Raw genomic sequence first — 13,932 nt, forward strand, 5'->3', positions numbered from 1 at the left:
CATTTAGCGGCTCGCGGCGGAGCTTTCAAACGCCGAGGCAGGCGCCAGAGAATCGAGATGTGCTAGCCTCCGAGCCGGTGAACGCCATGAATGAAGCATCGACGCGATTTGACCCACTTTTGTCCACCGCTCCGCTGATCGTCTATATCGATTTCAAAAGTCCCTACGCCTATCTCGCGAAAGATCCGACCCTGGCGCTCGGCGACGAACTCGGTATCGAAATCGACTGGCGTCCGTTCACGCTCGATATCCCGAGCTACCTGGGCTCGGCGAAACTCGACAAACAAGGGCGCGTCGCGGAGAGCCAGCGCACCGATACGCAATGGAAGATGGTGAAGGGCGCTTACTCTGACGTTCGCCGCTACGGCTCGCTGCGCCAGGCGGTCGTGCGCGGCACGATCAAGATCTGGGATTCGTCGCTCGCTGGAATCGCGATGCTGTTCGCTAAGCAGCAGGGAATCACCGTACTGCGGAGTTACATGGGCATCACGTACGAACGCTTCTGGAAACGCGAGCTCGACATCGAGGACATCGCGGTGCTCGAGGGCGTGCTCGCCGAGGCCGGCGCGAGCATCGCAGGTTTTCGCGAGTACGCGTCGGGCCCGGGTCGCCAGCTGCATGACGAGATTCAGCGCAAGGCGTTCGACGCGGGAATCTTTGGCGTCCCGACTTACCTCGTCGACAATGAGATGTACTTCGGCCGCGAGCATCTGCCGCGCATCAGGTGGATACTCACCGGCCGTCGCGGCGCGCCGCCGGATATTGCGTATGAGGGTGGCGCGCCGATGCCGCGAGCCACGGCGATCAACACCGCGCTCACATTTGCATTCGATTTTGCGAGCCCTCGTTCATATCTCGCCATGAAGCCAACCTGCGCGCTGGCCGACCAACTCGGCATCGAAGTCGATTGGCAGCCGCTCGTAACCGAAGCGCCGAAAAAGCCCAAGCCCGCGACCAGCGCCGACAATCGCGGCCTGCGCCATCGCGCGATTCGCGCGCAATACATGGAGCGCGACCTCGCGCGGTACATGGCCGATCGCGGCATCACGCTGAGGAATCCCAGCAAGCACGCAAACTCGACCGCGGCGGCGATCGCGCTCTTGTGGCTGAATCGCGAGGCAAAACACCTCGCGAGAAAGTTCACCGAGTTGACGTTCGAGCGTTACTGGCGAGGCGAACTCGACATAGAAAACGAGTCGGCCATCGGCCGCTCGCTCGAAGAGATCGGCGCGCCGACAGACGACTACGAGACATTCCTCAGATCCGAAGGCCGTGCCGCGCTCGATGAAACGCGCGCAAGACTGAACGACGCCGGCCTGATCGACGTGCCGACCTACCTGGTACGGGACGAAGCATTCTTCGGTCGCGAGCACTTGCCGCTGATTCGCAACAGATTGCTGACTAGCGGCTAGGCGCGATCTCGTAGAGTGCTGGAGGCCCCGGGCCGCCGATTAGCTTCGATTGGAGGACCGGTTTCAGACGCGCGCGAAGGTCGGTGGGTAGAACTTCGTACTCCTTTTCGTAGGCGAAAAGGTATGCGGGCGTCGATACTGGGCCGCTGGCGCATCCGCTCCTTTTCAGATCGGGTACCGCTTCGCCGTAGTAGAATGATAACTCGTAGTTGATGCCGTCCACGATGCAGAGTCTGCCGTCGCCGACCTTGGCGCGGATCTGCGGTGCGAAGTCGTAGACGCTACGGCGAACGGCGAGATCGGGGCGCACCACGGCGGTGAATAGAAGACTGGCGCAGAGGCTTAGCACTCCGAGTGATATGCCCGCGATCGTTGCCTGCCCGCGGCGCGCCGCAATCAACACCACGATCGAGCAAGCCGCGATCATCATGGCGAATGCGGTCGATTTGAAACCCGTGCGCCCGAGCAGAACTCCCAGCAGCTCCGCGTCGCTCGAGTTGAGGTTCAGCTTTGGCGCAAGATTTCCAGCTTTCGCGACGATCGCCAGCGCGACCCCGGCGAGCATCGCAACTGCGATGATCATCGTCGCGATACTGCGCAGCCTTGCGCCGATACCTTGCTCACTCGCGGTTGCGCCGAACGCCGACGCGCTCAGGATCGCGATTCCCGGCAGCGCCGGCAGGATGTAGTCGTCGCGTTTCGCGCTTGCGATCGAGAAAAAGATAATCGTCGCCAGCGCGAGGCTCGCCTGGTAAAGAATCGGTCCGCGTTTGCTCTCCTCGATCTCGCCGCGCGCGAGCATCGCAATCGCCGCCGGCACCAGCAGCACCAGCGGCATCGCGCCGCCGGTCAACCGCGCGAGGATGAACCATGGCGGCCGCCCGCCCTCGCCGGTTCCGCCCGCCGCGACCGGCAGAAAGTGGCCGAAGTTCTCGGTCATGAACGTATGCCGGAAACGGGGGTCGCCGAACGCGAACCAGATCGCGTACCAGGCAATCGACAACGCAATCACCGGTATCGCGACGCTCCAGACCCAGCGCTCGGCAAGCATCTCAAGCGGATTGCGGCGCTCCAGCAGGAGGTAAATCGCGACTGCAATCGCGGGCAGTACGATCGCCACCGGCCCTTTGGTCAACACACCCAGGAACATCATCGCGAGCGCCCAGACGATGGCGCGTCGGCGATCTCGTTCCCCGGCAACACCGCTAACAATCGGATATAGCGCGACGAGCGTAGCAACGACGAACATCGTCAGCGTCATGTCCGTCAGTGCAAGCGGCGCGCGAGCCGCGAAGCCATAAGTGCCGAGCAGGAAGACAAAAGCGAGCCATCCTTCGATCGGACCGACATTGACGCTCGTCCAAACGAGCACGATCACACTAAGCGCGACCGCCGAGGCCACCGCGACCGCACGTGACCGGACTTCATTGACGCCGCCGCCGGTCAGGTCCGTCAATCCGGCGCCAAGCCAGTAGAAGAGAAGCGGCTTCTGCGTCAGGAAGCCGTAGTAGTCACGCGGCGCGAGCAGATGCCCGCGCGCGACGCTCTGCATCCATTCGGCGGATTGCGGCTCGGCGTCTTTCTGGAACGGCGCCGAGATTCCTTGCGCGAGCACCAGCGTCGCGAAGATCGCGGCGCTCACAATCGCGAGCGCACGCGGCCGCGCGCTCCGCGATGAAGCCGCGCTCACTGCCGCCGCCGGCTATGAATCGGATCGAGCCAGAGATGTTGCAAACCGTGCTCGGGATCGAACGTGCCGACCTGCATCGACGCCGCGTTATGCGCATAGCCTATTCGCCCGCGCGCATCGACGAGGATCAGGCCGGCCTCGGCGCCCGTTGAATCGATGAGCTCCTGGATCGCATCGCGCGCGACCCGCTGCGGCGTCGACTCGGCCATCGCCATCACAGCTTCGCGGCACAGCGCCGTCACGATGATGGCCTCGCCCTGCCCGGTCGCCGACGCGCCGCCGAAGGCGTGCGCGAAGACGCCGGCGCCGACGATCGCCGAGTCGCCCACACGTCCGAATAATTTGCCGGGCACGCCGCCCGTTGAAGTTGCCGCCGCGATCGCGCCGCGCACGTCGAGTGCCACCGCGCCGACCGTGCCATGTCCGTCGGCGGTTTCCTCCTCGATTTGGAGCCGCTGCGCCTCGCGGATTCGCCAACGTTCGCGGGCGCGTTCGGTGATCATCTCGGCCGGCTTGGCCAGCGCGATCCCGGCGCGGCGCGCGAATCGTTCCGCCCCCGCACCGACCATCAGGATATGAGGAGTGCGCTCCATCACCGCGCGCGCGAGCATCACGGGATTGCGCACGCGCGATACCGCCGCGACCGCCCCGGCCGAGACCCGATACTCGGGACCGTGCACATGACTGCGCAGCGCCGCGATCGGCTCGCTGACCGGCTCGGCCAGCATCACCGACGCATCCATCTCGACCTGCCCCTCGGAGTTGAGTAGCGAGCCATAGCCCGCGTTGAACATCGGATGATCTTCGAGCGCGGTCACCGTCACCTCGACCGCGTCGAGCGCGCTGCCGCCAGCGCGCAAGATTTCCGCGCCGCGCTTGAGCGCCGCGAGCATCGCGCGCCGCCGCTCGGGGCGTTCGGAAGCCAAACCGATTGCTCCCGCGCCGCCGTGCGCCGCGAGCGCGATTTTTAACCGTTGATGTGCCATCAGGATTGTGGACGCCGTCCCCAGATAAACAGGCGGCGGAAGGCGAAGGTTATAGCACCACTTGTACCGTAGGCCCGCTCGAGGCGCGCGCTGTATGCCGCGACGAAAGCTTCGTGGCGCGCCTCTGGCAGAGCGTCGAGAAAAGGCCGCAGCCCTGTCGAACGATACCACTGGGCCACGTCGGCGGCGCGTTCCATGGGATGACGGAATGTCAAATAGTAGCAATCTACGTCGACAAAGCCGATCTCTTTAAGCATCCGCGCGTAATGCTCGGGCGGCGGCACATCGCGAAACGACTGGTCAATACCGCCCAGCGCCGCGCACCACGCTGGCTCACGCGCGAGCGCGCCGAGCTCGACCTTGCCTGACTCATGCTCGTTGGCGGGCATCTGCACTGCCAGCCGGCCGCCGGGCGCCAGCGCGCCAAACCACGCCGCGAGCACCTCCCGATGATGCCGTAACCACTGGAGTGCTGCGTTGGAAAATATAACTGTCTGTACGCTGTCTGATGCTAGCTGCGCGATGTCACCGACCGCAAAGGTCAGGCGCCGTTGCACATCAGGCGCTTGCGCGGCGCGCAGTTTGGTAGCGGATTCGATCATCGCGGGCGATAGATCGATACCGTGCACCACGCCATGCACACTACGCCGCGCAAGCTCGAGCGTGTTGTCGCCGGGACCACAGCCCAGATCGAGGATTCGCTCATCCTCGCCCAGTGGCAGGCGGCCGAGCATATGCTCTACCGGTTCGGCGCGATAACGCCTGAAACGGTTATAGAGTTCGGGATTCCAATCAGTCATGAGAGGAAGTGCTTGAGACGGCAGCATAGAGGGCAAAGCGGCACGTAACAAGCGGCTTTCAAAACATCGCGATCGGCGCTGCGCTTCGCAGCCGGAACAATCCAGCCACAAAAGCACCGAGTCACAAAGGTGAATCAAAACATTCCTTAGTGGCTTTGTGCCTATGGGGTTTGCTGACGCGCGCGGCGCGGCGTGCATTTCGGACACCATGCTTGCGCAATCATGCCACGATCGGCGATAGCAGTATGCGTGAACCAGACAGGGAGAGCGCGCAGCGGGCGCCGGCGCAGGTTCCTCGGCGTCGGGGTCGCGATGCTTGGGCTGCCTGTCATCTTGTGGGTCGGCGCAGCGACCTTCATCGCCAATCAGATCAAGTATCCGATCTTTTTGTCGAGCGCACGGGGCGACGATGTAGTGGGCGAGCACGTTCCCGAGCGCACCAGCCATCCTTACGACCTGGCGCGCTCCTCGATCGGCGTGATGCCCGACGAGTTCAAAGCGGGTCAGGTAGAGTTCGCGGGATTGCCGGTTGACGTAAGCGGGCTCTATTTCCACGGACGCAGGAGCGACACGATCATTCTGCTCGCAGCCGCCGGGGGCGGCACCGAGTCGCTGATTCCATACGCGCAATTTCTATACGCCGCGGGTTACTCGGTCCTCGCGCTCGACAGTCTGAGCAACGCGCATCTGGGTACCGACTTCGGATGGACCGACAGCGCGGCCGTGCTGAAAGCGGCGGCGAAGCTGCGCCATGACGGCGTGGGGCGAATCGCCGTGATGGGAATCTCGGAGGGCGGCGCGGCCGCGATCTTCGCGGCTGCCGAAAAACCGATGTTCAGCGCCGTGATCGCTGACAGCTCCTACGCTAACCTCGACGAGATGCTGCGGCAGAACCCCTCGATCGCGGGGCTGAATCCGGCGTTCGCGGCCACGGTGCTGGGGATCGCAGAGCATCGATGGTTCCCGCGGCCCTTCACCGAGATCGCGCCCGCTGATGCCGCGCTCAAGCTGCGATGTCCACTGCTGGTCATTCAGAACGAGGCCGACCCGTTGACTCCGGTCGCAAACGGCCGAGCAATCGAGGACGCCGCCCGCAAATCGGGAAATCGGGCCCAGCTCTGGGTCGCTCCCGCCCAAGGGCACGGCAACGCAATCTTCGAGATTTCCGACCAGTATAAAAAGCAGGTCCTGGATTTTCTCGCCGCGAACATGAGCTGAAGCTCTCTGAATCCCTCGCCGTTAATGGGCAAAGAAGATTTCGCCGAGAGGCTCTTTTCCTGCGGTGGTGTCTGTGGATCAATAATGGCGGCGCAGTTGATGCTGCGCCTGGCTAAAGGGGTGGCCGACAATTCTTCACTGCGCGATTCCGCCTTGAGCGCTTCCAGCGAGCGCGATGGCGATTCTCGTTCGCTCGAATTCGAACTGCGCAACATCGCATCGATCGCGGTCCGCGCCTGCAATGCTGGCGTGACGGCGCTCTCGTGTGCCCTCTTTGGAACGACGGCCGATGTCCGCGCAGGAGATGGATCCGCGAAGTGGGACGCCGTCCTCGAGGCCGCATGCTCCGCGCTCGCAAACCGAATGCTCGATTCGGAGACGAACGGCCATGGCGGAACCACACTTTCGGCCCCGCAGCTCGAATCGCTCATCGCCCGTGCGCGCAAAGTTGACCCGCGGGCGCGCATCCATGCTGCCGCACTGTCTCGGCACGGAGCGGTGGTGAAAGCGATCGCCATCACGACAAGTGAGATTGGCCAACCCCAACTTGAAGCATCGCTTGAGCTTGCCGCCGAGGCAGCGGCTGCGTGCTGCCGGCGCCAAAGCGGGACGGTCACGGCCGCGTCGTGGCGCCAGCTGGCCGCCGATGCAGCCGAGCGCGCCGCCGCTTCACTTAAAGCACTTGATGAAGTTTCCCGGCGGATACGAGACGCCGACGATGCGGCACGATTAGTGTCCCTGGCCGCTCGGGACGCGCGCTATGAAAGGCTCGGGGCATTTATCGCCGACGCGGCCGGGGCGCACGATTGGGGCGTCGGTCGGACTCGTGGTGCCGAGCTCGAAATCCTCGCCGCCTCTCGGAAGTTCGAGCTCGATTCCGTTGCGATCGCCGATGCGTTGTCGAACTCGCAAATCGTCGTTCGCGATAGGTTCACGTATGTGCCCCTTGGCGAGTTTATCGTCGCGCTCGTATCGAGAACATCACTCACTGATGATGCTCGCGCTCGGCTTGAAGCAATTGCCGCGCGCCTGCGCGATACCGTTCGCATCTGGCAGCTCGAAGCTGACGATGCGGCACGGCAGGCGCTCCTGCAGCGGATGGCACTCCGGATGTTCGCGGCGGTCGACGAGGAGCGCGCGCGGATCGCGCGCGATCTCCATGACGACCAGGCCCAGCTCCTCACCGCGGCGAAGATCGCGCTCGAAGGCGGCCGCGACGAGGCGCGCGCGATCCTGTCACAGGTCGAAGGCGAGCTGCGGCGCCGCACGCGCGAGCTGCGCCCCGCCCTGCTCGGCGCGGCTACGCTCGACGAGCTTATCAACCGGGAACTGGAACGGCTTGGCACCGTCGGAATCGCCGCGCGGTTCAACCATGGGTCGGGCGCGAGCCGGATTTCGCGGCCAATCCAACAACTTTGTTACCAGGTGACGCGCGAGGCTGTATCCAACGTTATTCGCCACGCACATGCCCGTTCCGTTGAGGTTAAAATAGGGCGCCAGGCGGGGGGTGCATTGGTGACAATTTCCGACGACGGTCGCGGTATCGAAGCCGGGCGCGATGCGGAAGGCGTTGGGCTAAAGGGCGTGCGCGAGCGCGTCGAGCTCCTGGGCGGCAAGCTCTCGGTTCAATCGGGCGCGCACGGCACTGTCGTGAGCGCCGAAATCCCGGAGCCGATGGAATAGCGCCGCTGCCATGAACAGCAACAATCACGAACGGATCCGCGTTCTGCTGGCCGACGACCACCGCATTCTGCGCGAGGCGCTACGCGGGGTGCTGGCGCCCGAATGCGAGGTGATCGGCGAGGCGGCCAGCGGCGAGGCTGCCGTTGCGATGGCGGCGCAATTGCGCCCGCATGTCGTCGTGCTTGATATCGGGATGCCTGGGATGGGCGGGCTCGCCGCCGCGCATCGTATCAACCGCGAAGCTCCCGGCAGCAAGGTCCTCGTGCTGAGCCAATACGATGACGAGGAGTACGTCATCGAGGCGCTGGGCGAGGCGGGCGCCGCAGGCTACCTGGTCAAGACCGATGCGGCGTCGGAGCTCTTGGCCGCGGTGCGGGCAGTGCATGCGGGCCGGCGGTATTTAAGCCCGTCGATCGCGCCGATCGTGCTCGGGCGTCTGCGTAATCCCGTGCGCGGCGACGGCCCCGGCGGCGTGCGCCTGACGCGGCGCGAGCGCGAGGTGCTGCGACTTATCGGCGAAGGCTCGACCACCAAGGAAGTTGCGCAACGCCTAGGGATCAGCCCCAAGACCGCGCAGGTGCATCGCGAGAATTTGAAGCAGAAGCTCGATCTGCGCTCGACCGCCGCGATGGTGCGCTACGCGATCAAGCACAAGCTGATCAGGCTGGACTGAGGCAGATCGTCTGAACAAGAGTCCTAAACGAGCGTTCCAATTTTCCCGCTCATTGTGCTAATTGTCACTTTTGGTAAGCCATTCGGCAGGGCGCGCGGCCCCCGGGAGAAAAACATATGGAGCGCAGAGGCGTTCATCATCTAGGGCTTGCAACACTCGACATGGATCGCACGATCGAGTTCTACACCAAGAAGATGGGCTTCGATGTCGCGTGGTGCGACATTATCGAGATGCCCGACGGCGGCAAGATCAAGCACGCGTTTTTCGACACCGGCGACGGATGCCTGGTCGCATTCATGTGCCCCGAGAAGATGAAGGGCGTGCCGACGGAGTGGGCGACCGACATCAACAGCGCGCAGGGTCTGCCCGGGATGTTCTACCATTTCGCCTTTTACGTCCCGACGGTCGAGGCGCTGGAGAAAAAGCGCGAAGAGCTGATCTCACGCGGCATCGATGTCACCGCGGTGCTTGACCATGAGTGGTGCCGATCGATCTACTTCCGCGATCCCAACGGCCTGTTGCTCGAATATTGCGTGACCGTGCGCGAGTTCACCGCCGAGGACCAGATCATGAAGCATCACGATCAGCCAGGCTTCATGACCAAGGATCCGGCGGCGCTAAAGCATGCGAATCGCGTCATGGCGGGACCGCCGCCCAATGTCGCGCCGACCCGTCCTCCGGTCTAATCGATCTGTCAGGATTTTAGAGCGGCCGGGCCCAAACCCGGCCGCTTTTCTTTTACGCTCGTCTGTCGCATTGTGCGGCTTGCTACACAATCTTCCGCATTCGGAGAACTTTTTTATGGCTGAGATGGGAGTATTCGAAGTCATCCACACGGCGCGCGCGCTCAGGCGTTTCAAGCCCGATCCCGTGCCCGACGAAGTGCTTACCAAGGTGCTCGACGCCGCAATCCGCGCGCCCTCGGGCAGCAACGAGCAGACTTGGCAGTTCATCGTGATCAAGGACGCCGCGCAGCGCAAAAAGCTCGGCGACATCTATCGCAAAGGCGGCCAGATTTTGCTGGCGCTGTATGCGAACCGCGTGCGCCCCGAGCATATGCCCCAGGCCCAATATGACAAGCTGATGGCCTCGGCCTACTACCTGATCGATCACATGGGCGACGCGCCCGTGCTGCTCCTCGCGTGCCTGCAGCAGACGGCGCCCGCCGGACCGCCCCCGCAACTCCCGCCCGAGGCGGCCGCGGCGATGAAAAATCTCGGCCGGATGTCAGGCTCGAGCATCTATCCCGCGGTGCAGAACGTGATTCTTGCCTGCCGCGCGGTCGGCCTCGGCACCTGCCTCACCACGATTCACATGTTCTACGAGGAAGAGGTCAGAGCCGCGCTCGGCCTGCCCGACGATGTCCAGACCTACGCCCTGCTGCCGATCGGCTACCCCAGCGACAAGTTCGGTCAAATTAAACGCAAGCCGCTGTCCGAGGTCGTGCACCTCGACAAGTGGAACAACCACTGGAAGGGCTGACCTCGGACGGTTAGATCCTCGCCGCCCTTCAAAATAGCCTCGCCCGCGGCGGAAACCGCGGGCGGAAGCCGCAAACCGGGAGAGGCCACGGAGCGATTCGTATGCGAATCGCTCCGCGGGTGAGGGTGCAGTAGCGGGAGCTTGCAACAATGCTCGTCGCTCACATCCTGCCAACTTCGCGCCGCTGCACCCTCAACCGACTGGATCGCGACTTGATCTCAGACATATCAAGTCGCGATCCAGTCTGCCTCTCCCGCTGCGTGGGCTAGGTTATTCAAGAGAGAAGACTGTTCATTTATGCGCTCACGACTTCGCTTCGTCGTGGAGATCCTGCGTGACGCGGCCAGCCAGATGCTTCACTTGATCGCGCTGCGACATCAGTCCTGCCAGCGCTGCCGCATCGGGCTCTGTGCGCAGGCGATACTCGTCGGCGGCATGGACGAAATTCTCGTATGCCACCAGCATCTTGTCGAAATCCTTGTGCGAATGGCGCGAGGCTTCGCGCGGGGTCGAAGCGGAAAACGCGCTCGCCTTGTTAAACGCGTAGTAAAACTCGCCCATCTCCTCTGACGTCACCTTGTGATCGTCGAGCATGAAATCCGCCTTGCTGTAATCGGCGAGCTTGTCGCACAGGTCTGAGATCAGCGACACATTCGCCGCCACCGCCTGGTTGTAATCGCGCGAGTAGCAAGCCGAGGCAGCGAGCGCCGCGATGAGCAGGAGAAAAAAAAGGGGCCGGCCAAAGCCGGCCCGTTCATGAGGTCTATGCAACTCGATGCCGTCCCTGCTCAGCCGAGATGCTGCTTGAAGAAGGCGATGGTCTTGGTCCACGCCTCCTTGGAATGCGTAGGATGGAACGACGGACGCTCGTCGCACATGAAGCCGTGATCGGCGTCGGGGTACAGCACGACTTCGGCGCTCTTGCCCGCCTTGCGCAGCGCGTCGCGAAACGCATCGACTTCTTCGATCGGGATGAAGGCGTCCTTGCCGCCGAAGAAGGCGAGCACGGCGGCGTTGAGACCCTCGACGTACTCAATCGGCGCCTTCACTCCCGGCTGCCGCGACTTGACCATCCCGCCGCCGTAGTAAGGCGCGGTCGCTTTGACATCGCGATTACGGCACGCAGTCAAAAAGCTGATCCTGCCGCCCATGCAGAAGCCCGTGGTGCCGAAGCTTTGCTTCACTTCTTTCATCGGCTTCAGATGATTGATCGAGGCGCTCATGTCGGCGACGATCTGGTCGTCATTGAGCGCGCCCATCAGGCGCATCGCGCCCGGAAGGTCGTTGTAGCCAACGACGTTGTTGGGGGAACGGAAATAGATATTCGGCGACAGCGCGACAAAACCCTCGGCCGCAAAGCGATTCGTGATGCTCCTGATATGATCGTTGAGCCCGAACGCCTCCATCACGACGATAAGCCCCGGATAAGGGCCACCCGTCGCGGGACGCGCGAGATGCGCCGGCATTTTCTCACTACCGGTCTGTACGGTAACTTCCTGTGAAACAACTTCCATAATGGCTGCCTCCCTGTCGGTATCCCGCGGGGAACGCGGGCGCGGCGTTGCCAAGCAATTGAGATAAGCGCCGCTTAGGATTTGCATGCGAACAGAAAACGCTTGCGATCCTTCGATCCTTGTCGCACACCTCGCACTCCTGCTCAAGTACGTTTCATGCCCCACCCAGGTTGCGTCTCGCGCGCGACAGATGCGCGCCGCTACTATATGCGGATTCGAGATGCGCCGCCGATCGGCACCTGAATGATCCCCTTCCGCGACAACGCGGCGCCGCGCCGCCTCACGCCAATCAACATCGCACTGATCGCGATCAACGTCGCCGTTTTCGTCTACGAAGTGAGCCTCGGCCCCAACCTCGGCGGCTTCGTCGATCGTTTTGCGATGGTGCCCGGGGCGATCGACGCGTCGATTCGCTTGCGCGCTCATCTTGCGATTCCGCTCGGCGCGCGCTTGATGCCGCTCGTCACGATCATCACCTCGATGTTCCTGCACGGCGGCTTCTGGCACATCGCAGGCAATATGCTTTACCTTTATATCTTCGGCGCGGCCGTCGAATGGCGGATGGGCTCGCGCCGCTACCTCTACTTCTACTTTCTTTCCGGTATCGCGGCGGCGCTCGCCACGGTCCTGATCACGCCGGCCTCGCAAGTGCCGGTGATCGGCGCGAGCGGTGCTATCGCAGGCGTGCTCGGCGCTTATTTCGTGTTTTTCCCGCGCGGCCGGATCTCGACCATCCTGCCGATCTTTATTTTCATCCAAGTGGTCGAAATTCCGGCGGTCATTTACTTGCTGCTGTGGTTCGGCTTGCAGCTTTACTCCGGCCTCAGCGAAGGCAGCGCTGCGGCGGCGATGGGCGGCGTCGCGTGGTGGGCGCACATAGGAGGATTCATGTTCGGCTTGCTACTCGCGCCGCTGATCGCCGATGAACGCAAGCGCAATCGCATCGGGCGTCGATGATTAATTAACATGCTCTGGAAAAACGATCGCGCGCGCGATGTAATTGCGTTGTAAGCGCACGGCGTATCCGGAATACTTCCGACCCTGAATTGACGCGCACGCGGGATGGAGGATGTGGCAGTGGCGGATTCGACGGACGACATTCTTAAGCGCGTTCCCCCACAAAATCTCGACGCCGAGCAATCGGTGCTCGGCGCAATCCTGCTCGAGAACGACGCGATCAACCAGTCGCTCGAAATTCTCACCGCCGACGATTTCTATCGCGAAGCACATCGACAAATTTTCAGCGCGATGGTCGAGCTGTCGGACCGCAACCAGCCCGTCGATGCGATCACTCTCGTCGATGCGCTGAAGTCGCGCGGCACGCTCGACAATATTGGCGGCGCCGCGTATATCGCAGAGCTCGCCGCATGCGTTCCCACCGCGGCGAACGTCTCGCATTACGCGCGTATCGTGCGCGAGAAAGCCGTGCTGCGGAGCCTCGCAACCGTCGCGACCGATATTGCGAGTTCCGCCTACGAAGCGCCGCCCAATGTCGATGAATTCCTCGACACCGCTGAGCACCGCATCTTCGAGATTTCCGAGCGCCGCATCCGGCCGTCGTTCCATACGATGCCCGAGCTAACGCGCGAGTCGCTGCGCATCCTGGAGCGGCTCTACGAGAAGCGCGAGCTGGTGACTGGCGTGCCGACCGGTTACATCGATCTCGATCGCGTCACAGCGGGATTGCAACCGTCCGATTTGATCATCATCGCGGCGCGGCCTTCGATGGGAAAAACGGCGCTAGCGCTCAACATCGCGGCTTACGCGGCGATGGACGCCGATCCTCCGGTGGGTGTCGCGTTCTTTTCGCTCGAAATGTCAAAGGAGCAGCTCGTGCTGCGTCTCTTATGCTCGGAGGCGCGCGTCAATAGCCAGAAGGCACGCCAGGGATTTCTGCGCGAGCAGGATTTTCCCAAGCTCGCGCAGGCGGCGGGGCGGCTCTCGGAGGCAAACATCTTTATCGACGATTCCTCCGACATGTCGCCGATCGTGCTCAAGGCAAAGTGCCGCCGGCTCGCGAAAGAGCGCGGCAATCGCCTCGGACTCATCATGGTCGATTACCTTCAGTTGATGCGCTCGTCGCGGCCGGGAGAATCGCGCGAAAAAGAAATCGCCGAGATATCGCGCTCGCTGAAGGCACTCGCCAAGGAACTGCGCGTGCCGGTCGTCGCACTGTCGCAGTTGAATCGCCAGGTTGAAACGCGGCCCGATCGCCGTCCGCTCCTCGCCGACCTGCGCGAGTCGGGCGCAATCGAGCAGGACGCGGACGTGATCGGCTTCATCTATCGCGACGACATGTACAATCGCAAAGACAGCAAGGAACCCGGCGTCGCGGAAGTCATTATCGCCAAGCAGCGTAACGGCCCTACCGACACGGTGAAGCTGACCTATCTGTCAGAGTACACCCGTTTCGAGAACTACACTCCCGAATCCGGGGTCTTCGAAGACGCCGGCGGCTAAACGAGTCTTCTCTG

General features: G+C 62.8%; 13 protein-coding genes. 8 read left to right on the plus strand and 5 right to left on the minus strand.

Translation table 11 applies throughout. The annotated features are described in order from the left end of the window. Positions 1 to 86 precede the first annotated feature (86 nt). A complete protein-coding gene (locus VMA09_12255) occupies positions 87 to 1,412 on the plus strand; it encodes a DsbA family protein (protein HUA34372.1) in 1,326 nt (441 codons plus the stop codon). On the opposite strand, the gene VMA09_12260 is transcribed toward VMA09_12255, so the two are convergent. The 3 genes from VMA09_12260 to VMA09_12270 are packed head-to-tail and all read right to left on the minus strand — an operon-like array spanning position 1,402 to position 5,098. Next, positions 1,402 to 3,102 (minus strand): phospholipid carrier-dependent glycosyltransferase, encoded by a 1,701-nt coding sequence (locus VMA09_12260; protein ID HUA34373.1) that lies wholly within the window; start codon positions 3,100 to 3,102, stop codon positions 1,402 to 1,404. The two genes, VMA09_12255 and VMA09_12260, sit on opposite strands and share 11 nt — an antisense overlap. Further along, positions 3,099 to 4,088 (minus strand): isoaspartyl peptidase/L-asparaginase, encoded by a 990-nt coding sequence (locus VMA09_12265; protein HUA34374.1) that lies wholly within the window; start codon positions 4,086 to 4,088, stop codon positions 3,099 to 3,101. Before VMA09_12265 ends, VMA09_12260 begins: the two co-directional genes overlap by 4 nt. After that, on the minus strand, positions 4,088 to 5,098 hold the full coding sequence (locus VMA09_12270) for a methyltransferase domain-containing protein (GenBank protein HUA34375.1): 1,011 nt from the start codon (positions 5,096 to 5,098) through the stop codon (positions 4,088 to 4,090). The genes VMA09_12265 and VMA09_12270 overlap by 1 nt, the downstream gene beginning before the upstream one ends. Before the next feature lie 12 nt (positions 5,099 to 5,110). On the opposite strand from VMA09_12270, the gene VMA09_12275 reads away from it, so the two are divergent. From VMA09_12275 to VMA09_12295, 5 genes are all read left to right on the plus strand, one after another. Continuing rightward, on the plus strand, positions 5,111 to 6,106 hold the full coding sequence (locus tag VMA09_12275; protein ID HUA34376.1) for a prolyl oligopeptidase family serine peptidase: 996 nt from the start codon (positions 5,111 to 5,113) through the stop codon (positions 6,104 to 6,106). Positions 6,107 to 6,190: 84 nt separating this feature from the next. Beyond that, positions 6,191 to 7,789 (plus strand): ATP-binding protein, encoded by a 1,599-nt coding sequence (locus VMA09_12280; GenBank protein HUA34377.1) that lies wholly within the window; start codon positions 6,191 to 6,193, stop codon positions 7,787 to 7,789. Positions 7,790 to 7,799: 10 nt separating this feature from the next. Further along, positions 7,800 to 8,462, plus strand: coding sequence for a response regulator transcription factor (locus tag VMA09_12285; protein ID HUA34378.1), 663 nt, complete (start codon positions 7,800 to 7,802; stop codon positions 8,460 to 8,462). Positions 8,463 to 8,578: 116 nt separating this feature from the next. Next, entirely contained in the window at positions 8,579 to 9,148 is a 570-nt protein-coding gene (locus VMA09_12290) for a VOC family protein (protein ID HUA34379.1), read from the plus strand. Positions 9,149 to 9,263: 115 nt separating this feature from the next. After that, complete coding sequence (locus VMA09_12295) at positions 9,264 to 9,944, plus strand: nitroreductase family protein (GenBank protein ID HUA34380.1); 681 nt, start codon at positions 9,264 to 9,266, stop codon at positions 9,942 to 9,944. A gap of 303 nt (positions 9,945 to 10,247) precedes the next feature. Here VMA09_12295 and VMA09_12300 read toward each other — a convergent pair whose 3' ends face one another. Together VMA09_12300 and VMA09_12305 are read right to left on the minus strand one after the other, a co-directional pair. Continuing rightward, positions 10,248 to 10,715, minus strand: a complete 468-nt coding sequence (locus VMA09_12300) for a hypothetical protein (GenBank protein HUA34381.1) — start codon at positions 10,713 to 10,715, stop codon at positions 10,248 to 10,250. Between the two features lie 17 nt (positions 10,716 to 10,732). Then, entirely contained in the window at positions 10,733 to 11,458 is a 726-nt protein-coding gene (locus tag VMA09_12305) for a dienelactone hydrolase family protein (GenBank protein HUA34382.1), read from the minus strand. 243 nt (positions 11,459 to 11,701) lie between these two features. Here VMA09_12305 and VMA09_12310 point away from each other — a divergent pair, with 243 nt between their 5' ends. Together VMA09_12310 and dnaB are read left to right on the plus strand one after the other, a co-directional pair. Then, a complete protein-coding gene (locus VMA09_12310) occupies positions 11,702 to 12,415 on the plus strand; it encodes a rhomboid family intramembrane serine protease (protein HUA34383.1) in 714 nt (237 codons plus the stop codon). 120 nt (positions 12,416 to 12,535) lie between these two features. After that, entirely contained in the window at positions 12,536 to 13,918 is a 1,383-nt protein-coding gene (dnaB, locus tag VMA09_12315) for a replicative DNA helicase (GenBank protein ID HUA34384.1), read from the plus strand. Positions 13,919 to 13,932 lie beyond the last annotated feature (14 nt).

Source organism: Candidatus Binataceae bacterium (assembly GCA_035508495.1).
Classification (GTDB): domain Bacteria; phylum Desulfobacterota; class Binatia; order Binatales; family Binataceae; genus JASHPB01.

What these genes read in the sequence shown, in the direction of transcription:
- VMA09_12295 (HUA34380.1), top strand. Translation starts at nt 9,264, where the DNA reads ATGGCTGAGATGGGAGTATTCGAAGTCATCCACACGGCGCGCGCGCTC.
- VMA09_12305 (HUA34382.1), bottom strand. Translation starts at nt 11,458, where the DNA reads ATGGAAGTTGTTTCACAGGAAGTTACCGTACAGACCGGTAGTGAGAAA.
- VMA09_12310 (HUA34383.1), top strand. Translation starts at nt 11,702, where the DNA reads ATGATCCCCTTCCGCGACAACGCGGCGCCGCGCCGCCTCACGCCAATC.
- VMA09_12280 (HUA34377.1), top strand. Translation starts at nt 6,191, where the DNA reads ATGGCGGCGCAGTTGATGCTGCGCCTGGCTAAAGGGGTGGCCGACAAT.
- VMA09_12285 (HUA34378.1), top strand. Translation starts at nt 7,800, where the DNA reads ATGAACAGCAACAATCACGAACGGATCCGCGTTCTGCTGGCCGACGAC.
- VMA09_12275 (HUA34376.1), top strand. Translation starts at nt 5,111, where the DNA reads ATGCCACGATCGGCGATAGCAGTATGCGTGAACCAGACAGGGAGAGCG.
- VMA09_12265 (HUA34374.1), bottom strand. Translation starts at nt 4,088, where the DNA reads ATGGCACATCAACGGTTAAAAATCGCGCTCGCGGCGCACGGCGGCGCG.
- VMA09_12270 (HUA34375.1), bottom strand. Translation starts at nt 5,098, where the DNA reads ATGGTGTCCGAAATGCACGCCGCGCCGCGCGCGTCAGCAAACCCCATA.
- VMA09_12290 (HUA34379.1), top strand. Translation starts at nt 8,579, where the DNA reads ATGGAGCGCAGAGGCGTTCATCATCTAGGGCTTGCAACACTCGACATG.
- VMA09_12255 (HUA34372.1), top strand. Translation starts at nt 87, where the DNA reads ATGAATGAAGCATCGACGCGATTTGACCCACTTTTGTCCACCGCTCCG.